General features: G+C 69.8%; 18 protein-coding genes. 8 read left to right on the forward strand and 10 right to left on the reverse strand.

What is annotated here, in order from left to right:
- Positions 1 to 7 precede the first annotated feature (7 nt).
- Complete coding sequence (gene purM, locus ACFOM9_RS01980) at positions 8 to 1,066, reverse strand: phosphoribosylformylglycinamidine cyclo-ligase (RefSeq protein WP_386705681.1); 1,059 nt, start codon at positions 1,064 to 1,066, stop codon at positions 8 to 10.
- A gap of 181 nt (positions 1,067 to 1,247) precedes the next feature.
- Here purM and ACFOM9_RS01985 point away from each other — a divergent pair, with 181 nt between their 5' ends.
- From ACFOM9_RS01985 to hda, 3 genes are read left to right on the forward strand one after another with little or no spacing between them, the layout of a single operon-like run.
- Positions 1,248 to 2,384, forward strand: coding sequence for a DUF2066 domain-containing protein (locus tag ACFOM9_RS01985; RefSeq protein ID WP_386705683.1), 1,137 nt, complete (start codon positions 1,248 to 1,250; stop codon positions 2,382 to 2,384).
- An 11-nt stretch (positions 2,385 to 2,395) separates the two neighbouring features.
- Positions 2,396 to 3,583 (forward strand): AI-2E family transporter, encoded by a 1,188-nt coding sequence (locus ACFOM9_RS01990; protein WP_386705684.1) that lies wholly within the window; start codon positions 2,396 to 2,398, stop codon positions 3,581 to 3,583.
- Positions 3,580 to 4,311, forward strand: a complete 732-nt coding sequence (gene hda, locus ACFOM9_RS01995) for a DnaA regulatory inactivator Hda (protein WP_386705686.1) — start codon at positions 3,580 to 3,582, stop codon at positions 4,309 to 4,311. Before ACFOM9_RS01990 ends, hda begins: the two co-directional genes overlap by 4 nt.
- Before the next feature lie 60 nt (positions 4,312 to 4,371).
- Here the strand turns inward: hda and ACFOM9_RS02000 are convergent, their stop codons facing one another.
- The 7 genes from ACFOM9_RS02000 to ACFOM9_RS02030 all read right to left on the reverse strand — a co-directional run bounded on the left by ACFOM9_RS02000 (position 4,372) and on the right by ACFOM9_RS02030 (position 9,750).
- Positions 4,372 to 5,097, reverse strand: a complete 726-nt coding sequence (locus ACFOM9_RS02000; RefSeq protein ID WP_386705688.1) for a sel1 repeat family protein — start codon at positions 5,095 to 5,097, stop codon at positions 4,372 to 4,374.
- Between the two features lie 169 nt (positions 5,098 to 5,266).
- Complete coding sequence (locus tag ACFOM9_RS02005; RefSeq protein ID WP_386705690.1) at positions 5,267 to 6,022, reverse strand: hypothetical protein; 756 nt, start codon at positions 6,020 to 6,022, stop codon at positions 5,267 to 5,269.
- Positions 6,023 to 6,131: 109 nt separating this feature from the next.
- Positions 6,132 to 7,010: a PDZ domain-containing protein gene (locus tag ACFOM9_RS02010; protein ID WP_386705692.1), complete on the reverse strand. Its 879-nt coding sequence runs from the start codon at positions 7,008 to 7,010 to the stop codon at positions 6,132 to 6,134.
- Positions 7,011 to 7,024: 14 nt separating this feature from the next.
- On the reverse strand, positions 7,025 to 7,432 hold the full coding sequence (locus ACFOM9_RS02015) for a hypothetical protein (RefSeq protein ID WP_386705693.1): 408 nt from the start codon (positions 7,430 to 7,432) through the stop codon (positions 7,025 to 7,027).
- Positions 7,422 to 7,967: an RNA polymerase sigma factor gene (locus tag ACFOM9_RS02020; protein ID WP_386705695.1), complete on the reverse strand. Its 546-nt coding sequence runs from the start codon at positions 7,965 to 7,967 to the stop codon at positions 7,422 to 7,424. The genes ACFOM9_RS02015 and ACFOM9_RS02020 overlap by 11 nt, the downstream gene beginning before the upstream one ends.
- Positions 7,968 to 8,035: 68 nt before the next feature.
- A complete protein-coding gene (murU, locus tag ACFOM9_RS02025) occupies positions 8,036 to 8,743 on the reverse strand; it encodes an N-acetylmuramate alpha-1-phosphate uridylyltransferase MurU (protein ID WP_386705697.1) in 708 nt (235 codons plus the stop codon).
- Positions 8,740 to 9,750 carry an aminoglycoside phosphotransferase family protein gene (locus ACFOM9_RS02030; RefSeq protein ID WP_386705699.1) on the reverse strand — a complete coding sequence of 337 codons (1,011 nt, stop codon included), beginning with the start codon at positions 9,748 to 9,750 and terminating at the stop codon, positions 8,740 to 8,742. Before ACFOM9_RS02030 ends, murU begins: the two co-directional genes overlap by 4 nt.
- Before the next feature lie 71 nt (positions 9,751 to 9,821).
- Between ACFOM9_RS02030 and ACFOM9_RS02035 the strand changes: the two genes are divergently transcribed.
- The 3 genes from ACFOM9_RS02035 (at position 9,822) to cysC (ending at position 14,283) form a co-directional block, all read left to right on the forward strand.
- Positions 9,822 to 11,252 carry a mannose-1-phosphate guanylyltransferase/mannose-6-phosphate isomerase gene (locus ACFOM9_RS02035; RefSeq protein ID WP_386705701.1) on the forward strand — a complete coding sequence of 477 codons (1,431 nt, stop codon included), beginning with the start codon at positions 9,822 to 9,824 and terminating at the stop codon, positions 11,250 to 11,252.
- Positions 11,253 to 11,416: 164 nt separating this feature from the next.
- Positions 11,417 to 12,328 carry a sulfate adenylyltransferase subunit CysD gene (cysD, locus tag ACFOM9_RS02040; RefSeq protein WP_386705703.1) on the forward strand — a complete coding sequence of 304 codons (912 nt, stop codon included), beginning with the start codon at positions 11,417 to 11,419 and terminating at the stop codon, positions 12,326 to 12,328.
- Positions 12,329 to 12,408: 80 nt separating this feature from the next.
- Entirely contained in the window at positions 12,409 to 14,283 is a 1,875-nt protein-coding gene (gene cysC / locus ACFOM9_RS02045; protein WP_386707246.1) for an adenylyl-sulfate kinase, read from the forward strand.
- Between the two features lie 180 nt (positions 14,284 to 14,463).
- Here cysC and ACFOM9_RS02050 read toward each other — a convergent pair whose 3' ends face one another.
- Together ACFOM9_RS02050 and ACFOM9_RS02055 are read right to left on the reverse strand one after the other, a co-directional pair.
- Positions 14,464 to 14,751: a GlsB/YeaQ/YmgE family stress response membrane protein gene (locus tag ACFOM9_RS02050; protein ID WP_386705705.1), complete on the reverse strand. Its 288-nt coding sequence runs from the start codon at positions 14,749 to 14,751 to the stop codon at positions 14,464 to 14,466.
- Between the two features lie 69 nt (positions 14,752 to 14,820).
- A complete protein-coding gene (locus tag ACFOM9_RS02055; protein ID WP_386705707.1) occupies positions 14,821 to 16,338 on the reverse strand; it encodes a M20 family metallopeptidase in 1,518 nt (505 codons plus the stop codon).
- Between the two features lie 200 nt (positions 16,339 to 16,538).
- Here ACFOM9_RS02055 and ACFOM9_RS02060 point away from each other — a divergent pair, with 200 nt between their 5' ends.
- Both ACFOM9_RS02060 and ACFOM9_RS02065 read left to right on the forward strand, forming a co-directional pair.
- Positions 16,539 to 16,871, forward strand: coding sequence for a ComEA family DNA-binding protein (locus tag ACFOM9_RS02060; protein WP_386705709.1), 333 nt, complete (start codon positions 16,539 to 16,541; stop codon positions 16,869 to 16,871).
- A gap of 384 nt (positions 16,872 to 17,255) precedes the next feature.
- Positions 17,256 to 17,864, forward strand: coding sequence for a HutD/Ves family protein (locus tag ACFOM9_RS02065; RefSeq protein ID WP_386705711.1), 609 nt, complete (start codon positions 17,256 to 17,258; stop codon positions 17,862 to 17,864).
- Positions 17,865 to 17,874: the final 10 nt, after the last annotated feature.

A 17,874-nucleotide genomic window follows, 5' to 3' on the forward strand; every position in this document is an offset into this window, starting at 1 on the left:
AGCGCGGTCAGCCGATCCGGACACGATCGCCACCGTTGGCATTGACCACCTTGCCGATGCGCCGATGCGACAGGTCGACGCGGTCGAGCTCGCCTTCAACCGCCGCCACGGCCCCCGCGGGCACGACCAGCACGAAGCCGATGCCGCAGTTGAAGGTGCGCCACATTTCCTGGTCGGCGACCGCGCCTTCGCGCTGCAGCCAGTCGAACACCGGCGGCAGCACGATGGTTGAGGCTTCGATGTCCAGCCCGAGGTGGTCGGGAACCACGCGGATGATGTTTTCGGTGAGTCCGCCGCCGGTGATGTGGGCCATGGCATGGATGGACGCACCCTGGTCGCCGCGCAGCAGCTGCATGATGGGCTTCACATAGAGCGTGGTCGGCGCCATCAGTGCGTCCTCGAGGCGCACGCCGCCAAGGTCGAGGTTGCCGGGGCGCCCGGCGCGGTCGAAGATGCGCCGGATCAGCGAATAGCCGTTTGAATGCGGTCCGCTGGAGGCGAGGCCCAGGAGGATGTCGCCGGCCTCGACCCGGCTGCCGTCGCGCAGCTCGGACTTCTCGACCGCCCCGACGGTGAAACCCGCCAGGTCGTAATCGCCGGGCGCGTACATGTCCGGCATTTCCGCCGTCTCGCCGCCGATCAGCGCGCAGCCGGCGAATTCGCAGCCCTTCGCGATGCCGCCGACGACCGCCACGGTGGTGTCGATGTCCAGCTTGCCGGTGGCGAAGTAGTCGAGGAAGAACAGCGGCTCGGCGCCCTGGACCAGCACGTCGTTGACGCACATGCCGACCAGGTCGATGCCGATGCTGTCGTGGCGGCCGAGCTGCTGGGCGAGCTTGAGCTTGGTGCCGACGCCGTCCGTGCCGGACACCAGGACCGGCTCGCGGTATTTGCCCGACAGGTCGAACAACGCGCCGAATCCGCCCAGTCCGCCCATCACCTCGGGGCGGAAGCTGCGCTTGACCAGCGGCTTGATGCGTTCGACGACCTGGTTGCCCGCGTCGATGTCGACGCCGGCCTCGCGATAGGTCATCGGCGTGGGTGCGGAGGGGTTCGGACCGGTCACGATGGCTCGCTGCGCGGGAAAGCGGCGATTTTAGCAGCCGGGCAGCCCTGGGCCGCGTCTGTCGGCGGGCGCAATGTTCAGCGGCCAGGCGCGCCGGCCGCTGGCATCGACCCTTCCGTCGCGAAATCCGCAGGGCGCCTTTGTGGCACCATTTCCATTGGCGTGCAGGCAGGTAGCGACGATGCAGGGATCAAACCGCAAGCGGTGGGCGTGGGCGACCGCGCTGTGGCTGGGCACGCTGCTGGCTGCCACCGGCGCCCAGGCGCAGCGCGTGGAGGGCGATCGCGCTGTCGCACAGGGGCTCTATGCCGCCGAAGTCCCGGTCAACAGCCAGAACGAAGCCGCGCGCAACGCCGGCTTCTCGCGCGCGCTGGCCGAGGTGCTGGCGAAGCTGTCGGGCGACGGCGCGGCGGCATCCCGACCGGGCGTGGGCAGGGAACTGCGTCGCGCCAAGGAGTACGTGGACGGGTACGACTACCGGCAGGACGAAGGCGTGTCGGCCAGCGGTGCGCCCAGCTTCAGCACCAAGCTGGTGGTCCGTTTCCGCGAAGAGGACGTCGACGGCCTCGCGGCCGCGCTGGGATTGCCGGTGTGGCCGGCGCCGCGCCCCAAGCCGGTGCTGTGGCTGGCGATCGACGACGGCTCCGGCCCGCGCCTGGTGGCGCTCGCACAGAACAACGTCGCCCGCTCGGTGCTGCAGCGGGCCAAGCAGCGCGGTTTCAGCCTTGGGCTGCCGTCGGGCAGCGCCGCCGAGCAGGCCGCCGTCGGCGCGATCTGGCGGGGCGACGTCGCCGCCATCGCGCGGCTGTCCTCGCGCTACAGCCCGCCCATGCAGCTGATCGGCAAGCTCTACCGCAGCAAGGGCGGCTGGACCGCCGACTGGACCTTCGTCGACAACGGCCGGGTCCTGTCCAAGTGGAGCGGCAGCGAGGTCGATGCGCGCCGCGCGATGGCCACCGGCGCCGATGGCGCCGCCGATGCGCTCACCAAGCGCTACGCCAGGCATAGCCCGGCCGGACCGCCCGGCAAGTATCGCGTGACCTTCACCGGCATCGACGATGGCAGCGACTACGTCCGCCTGTCCGCACTGCTGCAGGGCATGTCGGTGGTGCGCGGGATGACGCCGCTGCGGGCCACGCCCGAGGGGCTCGAGGTCGACCTCGAACTGCTGACCGGGCTGCCGGGTTTCCGCCGCATGGTGGACGACGCGGTGTTGCTGGAAGTCGGTGCCACGGGCGGCATCGCGCCAGACGGATCGGTGCCGCGCGAAGCCGCACCGGGCGACGTGGTCGCCCCCGTCGTGTTCCGCCTGCTTTGAGGCCTCCGCCGATGGACGAGACCCCCGCGGGCGACATCTCCCGGTTCCTCAAGCGCCTGCAGTGGGCGCTGGTCGCACTCGCCGCCGGCTGGCTGGTGTGGCTGCTGGGACCGATCCTGACGCCGTTCGTGGTCGCGGCGCTGCTCGGCTGGCTGGGCGATCCGCTGGTCGATCGCCTCGAGCGCGCCGGGCGCTCCCGCAACACCGCGGTGATCCTGGTGTTCACCCTGATGGCGCTGCTGCTCGCACTGGCGCTGCTGATCCTGGTGCCAACGCTGCAACGCCAGGTCATCACCCTGGTCGAATCGCTCCCGCACTACCGCGACTGGTTCGTCGGCACCGCGGTGCCGTGGCTGGAACAGCGCACGCGACTGCAGCTTTCGACATGGCTGGATCCGGAATACATGATCGAGCAGCTGCGCGTGCACTGGGAGCGTGCCGGCGGCATCGCCACCACCGCGCTCGGCTACCTGTCGCGTTCGGGGTTCGCGGTGTTCGCGATGATCGCCAACGTCGTGCTGATCCCGGTGCTGACGTTTTTCTTCCTGCGCGACTGGGACGTGTTCGTCGAACGCGCCGCGTCGCTGGTGCCGCGCGACCACCTGGCCATCGCCTCGCAGCTGGCGAAGGAATCCAGCGAGATGCTCGGCGGCTTCCTGCGCGGACAGTTCACGGTGATGCTGATCCTCGGGGCGATGTACGGCATCGGCCTGTGGGCGATCGGCCTGGACCTGGGCCTGCTGATCGGCATCGTCGCCGGCCTGCTGACGTTCGTGCCCTACCTGGGTCCGACCAGCGGCGTGGTGTTCGGCGTCATCGCCGCGCTGGTGCAGCATGGCGACTGGAAGCACGTGGCCGGGGTGCTGGCGGTGTTCGGCGTGGGGCAGGTGATCGAAAGCTACTGGCTGACGCCCAAGCTGGTCGGCGATCGCATCGGCCTGCATCCCGTGGCGGTGATCTTCGCGGTGCTGGCTGGCGGCCAGTTATTCGGCTTCCTCGGCATGCTGCTGGCGCTGCCGGTGGCGGCGGTGGCCAACGTTCTGCTGCGCTACGCGCACGCCCGCTACACCCACAGCCGGCTGTATGCCGGCCAGGCCCCGGCGATCGTGATCCCCGACCAGCGCGTCAGCGAGGGCGGCATCATCATGCCGGGCAATGACGGCGACGCCGAAGAAGGCGAAGGCGAAGGCCGGGCGTGACCCAGCCGGGGGCCCGGGCGGCCGGGCAACTGCCGCTGGCGCTGCGCTATCCGCCCGACCAGCGTTTCGAGGGTTTCGTGGCGGCGCCAAGCGGCGCGCTGGCGCAGATCGAAGCGCTGGCTTCGGGCGAGGCCGGCGACTGGCTGTACCTCGTGGGCGCGCCCGGCTCCGGCAAGACCCACCTCGCGCTGGCTGCCTGCGCTGCCGCCGAATCGCGCGGACGTCGCAGCGCCTACCTGCCGCTTGCCGCGACCGCGGGGCGGATGCGCGAGGCGCTTGAAGCGCTGCACGACAATCCGTTCATCGCGCTCGACGGGCTGGACCTCGTCGCCGGCCGGAGGGAGGACGAGGTCGCCCTTTTCGATTTCCACAATCGCGCGCGCGATGCCGGGACCGCGGTGATGTACGCCGCGCGCGCGACGCCGGACGCACTGCCGCTGAAGCTGCCGGACCTGCGCTCACGGCTGTCGCAATGCACGCGCATCGCGCTCTCGCCGCTGGACGACGACGGTCGCCGCGAGGTCCTGTCGCTGCGCGCGCGCAGCCGGGGACTGGCGATTGACGCCGCTGCGATCGACTGGCTGCTGCGTCGCGTGGACCGCGACCTGTCGAGCCTGGCAAAACTGCTCGACCAGCTCGATCACGCCTCGCTTGCCGAGCAGCGGCGCATCACGGTGCCGTTCCTGCGCCAGATCCTGGGTGGCGAAGCGGGGCAGGGAGCGCAATAGCCGGCCGGCGCGGCAGTCGTGTCGCTTCGATCACCCGGGCATCGGCGCCGCGGCGCCGGCTCAGGGATCGGGCGTCGGCTCCGGGTGCGGGGTTGCCTTCTGCGCCGGCGCCACGTTTTCGAGCTCGCCGACATCGACCTGCCCGTGTTTCGGCGAACCCCACTCGGCGTCCTGCGCGGTGAAGTAGTGCTGCGGATCCCAGAACTCGTCCGCGTAATATTCCTCCGCCGACATCGTCACCCCGGTGCCGGCCAGCGGTCCGGTCATCGGCGTGATCTTCAGGCCGCCGCCGGCATACCCCAGGTGGCTGCCGGTGGTTTCGCGCCGGGCGCGCTGCATCAGCTTGGCCAGCCGCGGCTTGGCCACGTCGTCGCCGTATTCGGCAAGCAGCTGCTGGCCGCGTTCGATGGCGTTGCGCTGCTGCGCGGCGTCGAGCATCTGCCAGTAGCGCTCGCGCTTGATCACGAAGTTGGGGTACATGCGCTCGGCGGCCAGATCCATCCACGCGTAGCCGAGTTCTCGGTCCTGCGGGACGCCCAGGCCCTTCCAGTACATCTCGGCGATCATCGCCTGCGAAGGCTTGTCGGCGTAGCGCGCTGCGCGCGTGAACTGGTCCAGCGCCAGTTCGTACTCCTTGCGGTTATAGGAATACGAGGCTTCACGCCGCCAGCGGATGTCGGGATGCGCCGACAGGAACCCGGAGGTGAGCATTTCCGGCGGGATGCCGGGCTCGCCGATGTAGTTGCCGACCACGGCGCGTTCGGGTGGCGGCTGCGCGGTCAGCACGCGCGGGTGTGCCGGCTCCTGCGCGCCTGCGGCGAACGACAGGCACAGCAGGATCGACGCCGTCCCGCCTGCGATCGCGCCACGCTGAAACCAATGGAAAAAAGCGGCGCATGCTCGTTCGCCGCTGCGCGGGCTTCCGGAGCGGGCGGTGCCTCTGCGACCCACGGTCTCATTGTCCATTCTTCATTCCCTTGTCGATGCCATCGGCCGGCGGAGTTGACGACTGGTTCGTCGCGGGCTGCGGACTGCGCCAGTACTTTTCATCGTAATAGTCCGGCCCGGACAGCGAAGTGCCGGAAGTATCGCGCGCGCCATTGGTCGCGGTGACCTCCAGCGCACCGGCGTAGCCGAGCCGGCTGCCGGTTGCCTCGTGTCGCGCCGTGCGGATGCTCCGTCGCAACCTCGGCAAGGCGCGCTCGTCGCCATATTCGGCCCGCAGTGCCGCCAGGTCGGCGTCGGCCTTCGCGCGTTGTGCTTCGTCCAGCTGCCGCCGGTAGCGGTCGCGCAGTTGAACGTAGGCGGCGTCGCCGCGCTCGGCGGCGAGCGCCATCCAGGCAAAAGCCAGCGCAGGATCGCGCTCGGCGCCTTCGCCGTCGTGGTGCATGCGTGCCAGGATCGATTGCGCCTGCTTGTCGCCATAACGCGCGGCGCGCCGGAAGCGCCGGTAGGCGTCCTCATTGCGGCCATGGGCGCGGGCTTGTTCACCCGCGATGCGCCAGCGGATGTCGGGACGCGCCGCGAGCAGGCCCTGGGTCTGCGTGGCCAGTACGTCGTCAGTCGAATCCCGCAGCATCATCCGGCCTGTCACCGGCGTCGCCGGCGCGCTGAACGACGCCATCGGGGGCCGCTTCTTCGCCTCCTGCGGCGCCCCCCACGCGAGCGACGGCAGCCAAACGAGGACGATCAGGGCGACTCCCACTTTCATGTGCATGCTCCTGCATTGCTTCCGGCGATTCGCGACGGTTGGTGGACGTCTTGCCGGCCGCAAGGCGCCGACATCGTCGACCGTCCTTCGTGTGAGTCCACGGCTTTGCTCACCGGCACCGGATCGAACGCTGTGCCCACACCACCGGCTCCCAGTACTCGTTGGCGCGGATGCTGGCGCGATCCAGCTTGCCCTTGTGCAGGCGTGCGGCGACCCGGTAATCGGTGTCCGGCTTGACGTCGACGACCAGCGACTTGTAGGCCCGCATCATCGATTGACGCTGCATCAGCCTGCGCTGCAGGTTCTGCGACGCGCTCAGGCGATGCTCGGGGACGAGCTCCTGCAGCGTGAGCACGTGGCGCCCGGCGGGTACGCGCAGGAGGTTGATCCGCGGGGGCGTGCTGCGGCCGTCGATCCTGGTGATGAGCGTTTCGAACAGTCCCTGGCTGCCTGGAGGCGTCGCGGAGTACGACACGTAGCCACAGCCACCCCCGGCGGCGGGCGCGGCTTCGCCGATGGTGAGCCTGTAAGCCGGCACCGCGGCGGCATCGGCCTGCCCGGCGAGTTCCATCCGCGACTTGCCGCGCGTCGTCAGCAGTTGCACCGCGCCATGGCCATCGCGCACCGCATCGAGCAGCAGGGACGCGGGCGCGCCGTTGCCATCGAGGCGTCGCCCGTTGATCGCCACCAGCCTGTCGCCGGCTTTCAGGCCCATGCGCGCCGCCGCGCCGCCGGGGGTGATGGCGAGCACTTCGAGGCCGCGCGGATCGGGTTTGCGCACGTCCACCACCGCGCCCAGTTCGTAGCGCACCTGCGCAGGCCGGGAAATGGTGAGTGGTTGGTCGAAGCGGCCCAGCGCGCCGCGCTCGGCCAGATGCAGCAGGGCGGCATCCACCCCGGCTTCGACTTGGTCTGCGCCGTTGCCGGCAAACAGAAGGCTGGGGGCGGCGAGGCAGGCGAGCAGGAGGATGGCGCGGATGACGTTCATGGGAGATCCTCGGATCAGATGCGCAGGCCGCGCCGCCGCGGGGTATCGGGGTCGGCGTCGCCGCCGGCCAGCAGTCGCCGGCGCTGGGCCCACAGCGGTTCGAGCTCCGCGTCGCTGGCGTTGCGGGCGTAGCCGGCCTGCAATGTGCGATCGAGCGCGCGCAGTTCGGTGTCGGCGTCGACGTGGAGGTGCGGGGACGGAGTTGCTGCCAGGGTGGGCGCAGCTTTCCGGGCTACGGGCATCGGCTGCATCAGCGGCAACAGCACGACGACCGCGGCCAACGCCAGCGTGCTCGCTGCGATGCCGATGCGCCGCTTCTGCCCGTACCGGCGTGCGCGATCGACGCGCCGCCACAGGTCGGGCGGCAGCGGCGCGTCCTGCAGCTGTTGCAGGTGTGCTTGCAGGATGTCGTCAGGGGTCATCATGGGGCTCGGGTTGGTCCAGTTCGTGCCGCAGCCGCGACAAGGTGCGCGAGACGATCGACTTCGACCAGCTTTCGCTGCGCCCGAAGCGCCGGCCGAGTTCAGGGTGCGACCAGCCTTCCATCGCGTGCAGCCATACCACGGTACGTTCGACGGGGCCCAACCGTCGCAACACGCCGAGCGATTCGGCATGGAGCAGAGGATCGGATCCGTGCCCGGGATGCGCCTCTTCTTCCTCGATGGCGACGAGGCGCCGGTCGCGGCGGAGGCGGTCAATCGCGGCGTTGGCCGCCACCCGCTTCAGCCACGGCCGCAGCGGCGTGTCGTCGCGGAAGCCGCCGAGGAACTGCAGCATCTTGAGGAAGCATTCCTGGGTGATGTCCTCGGCGGTCGACGGGTTGCCGGTCAGGCGCAGCGCGAGCGCATGGATGGCGCGCGCATGGCGGCGATAGAGTTCGGCGAATGCCGCTTGCTGTCCCCAGCGAGCGCGGCGGACCAGTTGCGCTTCGTCATCCGTGTCGAGGGGACTGGGCATTGGCTCAAGGTACGTGCGAGCGCGCGCAACCGTCGCAGCGGGGGCGTGGACGCTGCGCGGGAGGGGGGTCAGGGGAGCGTTGCGTCGAGCTCCGCCAGGCGAGCCGGTGTGCCGACATCGGTCCAGCGCCCGCCGTGACGCTCGCCGCCGACCCGTCCCCGCGCCATCGCCGCGCGCAGCAGCGGAGCCAGTTTGAAGCGGGGCGGTGAGGCATCGGCGCCCGGCGCATCGCCGATCACCTGGCGCCAGTCTTCGAACAGCGTCGGACGATAGACGCCGATGCCTGCGAAGGTCAGGCGTTCGTTGCCATCGCTGTCGACATGCCCGTTCGCGGCGAGCGCGAAGTCGCCACGCGGGTTGTGCGACGGATTGTCGACCAGCACCAGGTGCGCGTCGCCCGCGGGCTCGCGCGGCAGGCGGGTGAAGTCGTAGTCGGTCCAGATGTCGCCGTTGATGGCGATGAACGGCGCGCTGGTATCGCCGCACAGCAACGGCAGGGCGTAATGCATGCCGCCGCCGGTTTCCAGCGGTACCGGACCCTCGTGCGAATAGGCGATGCGCAGGCCCCAGCGCGCGCCGTCTCCCAGCACCTGCGGGAACCGGTCCGCCAGCCACGAGATGTTGACCACCACGTCGCGCACGCCGGAGGCTGCGAGCTTTTCCAGGTGCCACGCGATCAGCGGCTTGCCGCCGGCTTCCAGCAGCGGCTTGGGCGTGGTGTTCGTCAGCGGCCGCATGCGCTCTCCAAGGCCGGCGGCGAAAATCAGCGCCTTCATGCCGCGGCCAGCGCCTGCATCGCCGGCTTCACCCGCTGTTCGAGGAGTTCGGCCAGCGGCCGCAACTGCGGATGCCGCGGCAGCACGTCGTCGAGATAGCCGATGAAGCGCGGTGCGTCGGCAAGATAGTGCGACTTGCCGTCGCGATGATGCAGGCGGGCGAAGATGCCGAGGATCTTGAGGTGGCGCTGCACGCCCATCCAGTCGGCATCGCGCAGGAACGCGTCCAGCGGCGGAACCGGCAGCCGGGCAGCGGATGCGCGCTGGTGGTAGCGCTGCAGCCAGCCGTCGACGCGGGCCAGAGGCCAGCCGAGGAACGCATCCTTGAACAGGCTGGCCGGATCGTATGCGATCGGCCCGCGCACGCAGTCCTGGAAATCGAGCACCGCCGGGCCGGGCGCCGTCGGCATCAGGTTGCGTGGCATGAAATCGCGGTGCGCCAGGACCTTGGGTTGCGACAGCGCGTTGTCCATCAGCCGGCGCTGCGCGAGTTCGAGGCGTTCGAGGTCGTCGCAATCGAGTTGCAGGCCCAGGTGCCGGCGCAGGAACCACTCCTCGAACAGCCCGGCGTCGCGCTGCAGCAACGTCTCGCCGAACGTGCCCAGGTCCTGCGGCGGCGTAATCGACTGCAGGCGCAGCAGCTGTCCGATCGCAGCGTCGAAGTGCGCATCGGCATTGTCGTCGTCGATCACCTGCGCCAGGGTCGGGCCGCCGAGGTCCTCGATCAGCAGGAAGCCCTGGTCGAGGTCGCGTGCCAGCACCTGCGGCACGCGCACGCCGCCGGATTCGAGCAGGTCGCGCATGCGCAGCCACGGGCCGGTGTCCTCGAGATCGGGCGGCGCGTCCATGACGATGCGCGACGGGTCCTCGCCCACGGTGCGCCAGTAGCTGCGGAAGCCGGCATCGACCGACGCGCGCTGCAGCTCCAGTCCGGGATGGCCGCTCGCACGGCGCGCCCATTGCAGGCGCTGCGCCTCGCGTGGCGGGGATGTGGCGGGCGCTGGCATCGCGTCTCCTGACAACGGAAGCGGTCGGGGCACAGGGTAAACTGCCGACGCCCTCCCCACGAGCCCTGACGATGTCCGACCAAGCCGCGCGCCTGCAACCGGTCCTGCTCTCGGGCGGGTCGGGGACGCGGCTGTGGCCGCTCTCGCGCGAGGCGTACCCGAAGCAGTTCCTGGCGCTCGCCGGCGAGCGCACGATGCTGCAGGACACCTGGCTGCGGGTTGCGACGCTGGCCGAAGGTGCCGCACCGATCGTGGTCGCCAACGAGGAACACCGTTTCCTCGCGGCCGAGCAGCTGCGCCAGGTCGGCATGGAGCACGCCGCGATCGTGCTCGAGCCGGTTGGCCGCAACACCGCGCCGGCGATCGCCGCGGCGGCGCTGCAGGCGGCGGCGCAGGGCGACGACCCGCTGCTGCTGGTGCTGCCCTCCGACCACGTCGTCCGCGACGTGGCAGCCTTCCAGGCCGCCGTGCGCGCGGCCATTCCGTCGGCGCTGGACGGCGCGCTGGTGACTTTCGGCATCGTGCCCGAATCGGCCGAAACCGGCTTCGGCTACATCCAGTCCGAGGCCGGCCAGTCTGGCGAGCGAGGCGTGCGCCGGGTGCTGCGCTTCGTCGAGAAGCCCGACGCAGCCACCGCGCAGCGCTACCTCGATGCAGGCGATCATTACTGGAACAGCGGCATGTTCCTGTTCCGTGCGTCGCGCTACCTGGCCGAGCTGGAGCGCTTCCGCCCGGACATCCTGGCCGCGGTGCGCGCGGCCCTGGCAGCCGCGCAGCGCGACGGTGATTTCATCCGCCTGGACAAGGCCGCGTTTGCCGCCAGCCCGTCGGATTCGATCGACTACGCGGTGATGGAAAAGACCGACCGGGCGATGGTCCTGCCGGTCGACATCGGCTGGAACGACGTCGGTTCCTGGTCGGCGCTGTGGGACGTCAGCGAGCAGGACGCCGAAGGCAACGCCCGCCACGGAGACGTGATCGCCATCGACAGCCACAACAGCTATGCCTACGCGCGGCGGCTGGTGGCGCTGGTGGGCGTGGACGACCTGGTCGTGGTCGAGACCGACGACGCGGTGCTGGTGGCGCACAAGGACAAGGTGCAGCAGGTCAAGGAGGTGGTCGCCCGGCTCAAGGCCGAGCAGCGCAGCCACGCCATCCTGCATCGCGAGGTGCATCGCCCCTGGGGCAGCTACGATTCGGTCGACCAGGACGACGGTTTCCAGGTCAAGCGGATCAAGGTCAAGCCCGGCGCGCGACTGTCGCTGCAATCGCACCGGCATCGCGCCGAACACTGGATCGTCGTGCGCGGCATCGCGAGGGTGACCCGGGACAACGATGTCTTCGACCTGCATGCCAACCAGTCGACCTACATTCCGCTGGGCGCCAGGCACCGGCTGGAGAATCCGGGCACGGAGATGCTCGAGCTGATCGAGGTGCAGTCCGGCGATTACCTCGGCGAGGACGACATCGTCCGCTACGAAGACGTCTACGGCCGTTCGTAGCCGCCGTCACCTGATCGGCACCTGTAGGAGCGGCTTCAGCCGCGAGCTCTTGCTGGCCGTCGAGGATGCCGCTGGAAAAGCTCGCGGCTGAAGCCGCTCCTGCCAGGGCTGCCGCTCTCCCGATCCGCCAGGATTTCGCGGCCGGGCTGGCTACAATGTCGCCGATGAGCGCCCCGGAATCCGACAGCGACCTCGACCGCCTCGAGGCCGAAAGCCTGCATGTCCTGCGCGAGGTCGCCGCGCAGTGCCGCAACCCGGTGCTGCTGTATTCGATCGGCAAGGACAGCTCGGTGCTGCTGCACCTGCTGCTCAAGGCGTTCGCCCCGGCGCGGCCGCCGATTCCGCTGCTGCACGTCGATACGACCTGGAAGTTCCGCGAGATGATCGCGTTCCGTGACCGCCGCGCCGCGGAAACCGGGGTGGAGCTGCGCGTGCACGTCAACCAGGACGGCGTGCGCGATGGCGTCGGGCCGCAGACCCACGGCGCCAGCGTGCATACCGAAATCATGAAGACGCTTGCGCTCAAGCAGGCGCTCGACGCGGGCGGCTTCGATGCCGCGATCGGCGGCGCGCGCCGTGACGAGGAAAAGTCGCGTGCCAAGGAACGCGTGTTCTCGTTCCGCGACGCGCGCCACCGGTGGGATCCGCGCAGGCAGCGGCCCGAACTGTGGGACGTGTACAACGCGCGCGTCGGCGCCGGCGAGAGCGTACGCGTGTTCCCGCTCTCGAACTGGACCGAGCTCGATGTCTGGCGCTACGTCCGCCGCGAAGCGATTCCGGTGGTGCCGCTTTACTTCGCCGCGCGCCGCCCGGTGGTCGAACGCGATGGCGCGCTGATCATGGTCGACGACGACCGCTTCGGTCTCGAGCCGGGCGAGTCGCCGACCATGCGCATGGTCCGCTTCCGCACGCTGGGCTGCTATCCGCTGACCGGCGCGGTGGAATCGGACGCCGCCGACCTCGACGCGATCATCGCCGAGATGGAGGCCGGGACGCAGTCCGAGCGCGCCGGGCGCCTGATCGACCATGCCGACGGCGATTCGATGGAGAAGAAGAAGCGCGAGGGATATTTTTGAACGCCGGAACCCGGTTCCCGGTCGCGTTGGATTGACGGAGGATGCGGTCCATGGCTAGCGCTGCAGACAATCTGACGACGATGGACGAAGCCGCGTTCGCTGCTCCCGACTCCGCGATCCCCGAGCCGCAATCCCGGCTCCTGCGCCTGGTCGCCTGCGGCAGCGTCGACGATGGCAAGAGCACGCTGATCGGGCGGCTGCTGTTCGAGGCCGGGCGCGTTCCCGACGACGAACGCGCGGGGCTCGTGCGTGCAAGTGCCGTGCACGGCACGCGTGGCGGGGAGATCGACTACGCGCTGCTGCTCGACGGCCTGGAAGCCGAGCGCGAACAGGGCATCACCATCGACGTGGCCTGGCGCCACCTGCAGACGCCGCGGCGGAGGTTCCTGATCGCCGACTGCCCCGGACACGCCCAGTACACCCGCAACATGGCCACCGGCGCCTCGCTCGCCGACCTGGCTATCGTGCTCGTCGACGCGACCCGCGGCCTGCTGCCGCAGACCTTCCGCCACACCGCGATCGCCGCGTTGTTCGGCGTGCGCCACGTGCTGCTGGCGGTGAACAAGATGGACTGCGCCGGATACGATCACGCGGTGTTCGAAGGCATCGCCGACGCGTACCGCGCGCATGCCGCGCGCCTGGGCATCGAGCACGTGGTTGCGATTCCGGTGGCCGCGGCAACCGGCGAGAATGTCACCGCGGCATCGCCCAACCTGCCGTGGTACGAAGGCGCCGACGTGCTACGGCATCTCGAAACGGTGCGGATCGCGCCGCGCGCGCAGTCGCTGCCGGCGCGGCTGCCGGTGCAGATGCTGCTGCGCGACGGGGACGGCAGCCGCTGGCTGGCGGGCACGCTGGTCTCCGGCGCGCTCGCGACCGGGGCTTCGATCCGGGTCGAACCCGCGGGGGTGGAAACCGCGATCGCCGCGCTGACCGTCGCGGGCAAGGCGGCCGACCGCGCCCACGCCGGGGACGCGATCGCGGTGCGCCTGGCCGATGAAGTCGACGCCGGCCGCGGCGACGTACTCGTCGACGTGCGCGCGCCGCTGGCGGCTAGCGATCAGTTCGCCGCGGACCTGCTGTGGTTCGACGAGGCGTCCCTGCTGCCAGGGCGACGCTACCAGCTCAGGCTTGGGACGCGCCAGGTCGGTGCGCGGATCAGCGAGCTCAGGCATCGCCTCGACCCGGCCAGCCTGCAGCCGCTGGCCGCACGCCACCTGGACGCCAACGACATCGGCGAAGTCACGCTGTCGCTGGATGCCGCCGTGGCGTTCGCCCCATATCGCGAGGAACCGGCGCTCGGCGGCTTCATCCTGGTCGATCCGCTGTCGCGCGCGACCGTGGGCTGCGGCATGATCCGTCACGGGTTGCGCCGGGCCGACAATATCCATTGGCAGACGCTGGACGTGGACCGCACCGCGCGCGCCGCGATCAAGGGCCAGCGGCCGCGCTGCGTGTGGTTCACCGGCCTGTCCGGAGCCGGCAAGTCGACGATCGCCAACCTGGTCGAGCGCGGCCTGCTGGCGCGCGGCTGTCACACCTACCTGCTCGACGGCGACAACGTGCGCCACGGCCTGAACCGCGACCTTGGATTCACCGACGAGGATCGGGTCGAGAACATGCGCCGGGTCGCCGAAGTGGCGAAGCTGATGACCGATGCCGGCCTGATCGTGCTGGTGAGTTTCATTTCGCCGTTCCGCGCCGAACGCGCCGCCGCGCGCGCACTGTTCGCCGAAGGCGATTTCCTCGAGGTGTTCGTCGATACGCCGCTGGCCGAAGCCGAACGGCGCGACGTGAAGGGGCTCTACGCCAAGGCGCGGCGCGGCGACCTCCCCAACTTCACCGGCATCGATTCGCCCTACGAAGTTCCGGAGCAGCCGGAGATGGTGCTCGACACGACGGCGGAGTCGTCGGAGCGCCTTGCAGAGCGCGTGGTGGGGCGCCTGCTGGATTGATCCACGCAGGCGACGACCCGCCCGCGGCGCAGGAGCGGCTTCAACCGCGAGCTCTGCCGGAGGGGCGGTGCATGGAGAATCTCGCGGCTGAAGCCGCTCCGGCGGGTTTCCTGGCGGGTGCGGCCAGCATGCAGTGCAAAAAGAAGCCGGGCATCGCCCGGCTTCTTTGCTTCGTCGCGCTCAGCGCGGAGGCAGCGTGGTGCGCTTGCGCCGGAACAGGCTCACGACGATCAGGATCACGATCGCGCCGGCCAGCGCGGCGAGGAAACCCGCCGGTTCGCCCGCTTCGTAGTATCCGGTCGCCTGCCCGATCCAGCCCGCCAGCAGGGCGCCGGCGATGCCCAGCAGGGTGGTCAGGATGATGCCCATGCTGTCCTTGCCGGGCTTGAGCAGGCGCGCCAGCACGCCGACGATGAATCCGATGAGGATGATGTAGAGCCAGTTGTTGCTGCCGAACAGACCTTCCATTCCAGAACCTCTTCGCGGTGGAGGACCGGCCGAAGCTTAGCAGCCAGCGGCCGGGTCTCGCTTCGACGGTCAGCAGCAGCCGTGGTTGCCGTTGCGCGATCCGCTGTCGGCGGCGACGGCCGCGCCCGTGGTCTCGCCGCGCAGGCTGGCGGCGTGGTGCGCCGCGATCACACGGGCCACCGAGGCGGTGACCTTCTTGCCCATTGGGATGTGCAGGAACTCGTTGGGCCCATGCGCATTGGAATGCGGGCCGAGGACGCCGGTGATCATGAACTGCGCGCCGGGAAACTTCTCGCCGAGCATGCCCATGAAGGGAATCGAACCGCCTTCGCCCATGTACATCGCCGGCCGGCCGTAGAACTCCTGGCTGGCGTCGTCGATCGCCTTCTCCAGCCAGGACGACATCGCCGGGGCGTTCCAGCCGGTGGACGCCTTTTCCAGTTCGAGCGTGACGTGCGCGCCGTTGGGCGGATCGCGCAGCAGCGCTTCCTTGAGCAGGTCGCCGGCGACCTTGCCGTCCAGGGTTGGTGGCAGCCGCAGCGAAAGCTTCACCGCGGTGTGCGGGCGCAGCACGTTGCCGGCGGAGGCGAGCGGCGGCATGCCGTCCACGCCGGTCACCGACAGGGCCGGGCGCCAGGTCCGGTTGAGCACGAGCTCGGTGAGGTCTTCGGCCATCGGCGTCATGCCGGGCAGGAACGGGAACTTGTCGAACACCGCGGTGTCCAGCACCTCGGCGCACCGTTTCGCCTGCGCCAGCCGGTCGGCGGGCACCTCCGCGTGCAGGCCTTCGAGCAGGATCCGGCCGCTGTCGGCGTCCTCGATGCGCGAGAGCAGCTGGCGCAGCAGGCGGAAGCTCGACGGCACCACGCCGGAGGCGTCGCCCGAGTGCACGCCTTCCTCCAGCACTTTGACGGTGAAGTTGCCGCCGGCCAGGCCGCGCAGCGACGTGGTGCACCACAGCTGCTCGTAGTTGCCGCAGCCCGAGTCCAGGCACACCACCAGCGAAGGCTTGCCGATGCGATCGGCGAGGTGGTCGACGTAGGCCGGCAGGTCGTAGCTGCCCGACTCCTCGCAGGCCTCGATCAGCACCACGCAGCGCGCGTGCGGCGCGCCCTGGTCCTGCAGCGCCTGGATCGCCGCCAGCGAACCGAAGATCGCGTAGCCATCGTCGGCGCCGCCGCGTCCATACAGCTTGTCGCCGCGCAGTACCGGCTTCCACGGGCCGAGGTCGTCGTCCCAGCCGGTCATCTCCGGCTGCTTGTCGAGGTGGCCGTAGAGCAGCACGCAGTCCTCGCCGTGCGCGCCCGAGGCCTGCGCATCGTCGCGTCCGCCCGAAGCCGGGATGTCGATGAAGATCAGGGGCGTGCGGCCTTCCAGCCGCACCACCTCGAGCGCCATGCCCGGGATCGACTGCGCGCGGGCCCAGGCCTCCATCAGCCTGACCGCATCGTCCATGTAGCCGTTCTTCACCCAGTTCGCGTCGAACATCGGCGACTTGTTGGGAATGCGGATGTATTCGACGAGCTGGGGAACGATTTCGTCGTCCCACTTCGCGGCGACGAAGCGTTCGATCTTGCTGGCATCCATGGAAGGGCCTCGCTGGTGTGAATGCCCACGATTCTACGCTCCCGCCCGTGTAGGAATTTTCCTACGCCCGGCCGCGGTGAATCCCTGCGCCACGCTGCGGCCTGCGGCGATGGGCGGAGCCCGGAGGGCGGGCGAGACTGTTTCCACCGGGGCAATCGGCTGCCGGGGAACGGAATCCACCTACTACAAGGAGTTGGGACATGACATCCATCAGGACCATCGTCGCCTCGCTGCTGCTGTCGCTGCTGCTGGCCGGAGGCGCGCTCGCCGCCGAGCGCATCAACATCAACACGGCCGACGCGGCCACCATCGACCGCGTGCTGGTCAACGTCGGGCCGGCAAAGGCGGAAGCCATCGTCGCCTACCGCAAGCAGCACGGCGCCTTCAAGAGCACCGAGCAGCTGGCGATGGTGAAAGGCATCGGCCTGAAGACGGTCGAGAAGAATCGCGAACGGATTTCCTTCGGCGCGGAAAGAAAGACCAAGCCGGCCAAGTCGGTGGCAGGGGCGAACATGGGCGCCGCGAACCGCTGACGCGTCGATCGTCACCGGTCCCGCCAAGGACGGCGGACATCGGCGGCGGGAGCACGGAAGCTCCGCTGGAACGGGCAAGAAGCCCAACAGGGACGTTTGCCACCCGGACGTGCGGAGTTGCATGATCCGGGTGGCTTTTTTTCTCCTGACTTGATTGGAACTGCGTCGGTCGCGAGTCCCTGGCTTTGGAGGAGCTGCGTCAGCCGCGAGCCGCTGACCTGTAGGAGCGGCTTCAGCCGCGAGCTCCTGGCTTTGAAGGAGCAGCTTCCAGTACCGAGTTCCTGACTCTGTGGGAGCGGCTTCAGCCGCGAGCTCCCAGCGCGAGTGCCATGGCGCCCCCAGCGCGCCGTCCAGCATCCCCCGGCCGCCCGCTACACTCGCCGCATGCCTTCCACGCAGCCCTCGCGGGTGATCCCCGCCAACGAATACCGCCGCGAACGCTGGCGCAACGGCTTCGGCTGGACCCGCGAGATCCATGCCGAGCGCCCCGAACCTGCCGCGGAATGGACGTGGCGGCTGTCGATCGCCGAAATCGAGCAGGACGCGCCGTTCTCCGCGTTTCCCGGGGTCGACCGGGAGCTGCTGCTGCTGCGCGGCAATGGCCTGCGCTTGCGCTTCGATGATGGCGATGCGCACCTGCTGGAACCACCGCACGGCCGGCTGCGTTTCGCGGGAGAACGGGCGCTGGTCGGCGAGCTGGTTGACGGGCCCACGCACGATTTCAACCTGATGTGGCGGCGCGATGCGATCGTCGCCGAACTGCTGCACCGGCCCCTGGTCGGGCCGATGGTGTTCTTCGCCGGGCCCGGGACAACGTGGGCGCTGCACCTGCTCGCGGGCGAGGCGCGCTTCGACGCCGCCTCCTCGCTCCCGCCGCTGCGGGCGGGCGATACGGCGCTGCTGGCGGAGCCGCAGCGCACTCGGCACCTGCTCGACGGCGGTGGCGAACTGCTGGTGATCCGCCTGGAACCGAGCGGCGGCGCCCGCGACTGACAAGCCCTCG

This window comes from Luteimonas notoginsengisoli (assembly GCF_042648885.1).
Lineage (GTDB): Bacteria > Pseudomonadota > Gammaproteobacteria > Xanthomonadales > Xanthomonadaceae > Luteimonas > Luteimonas notoginsengisoli.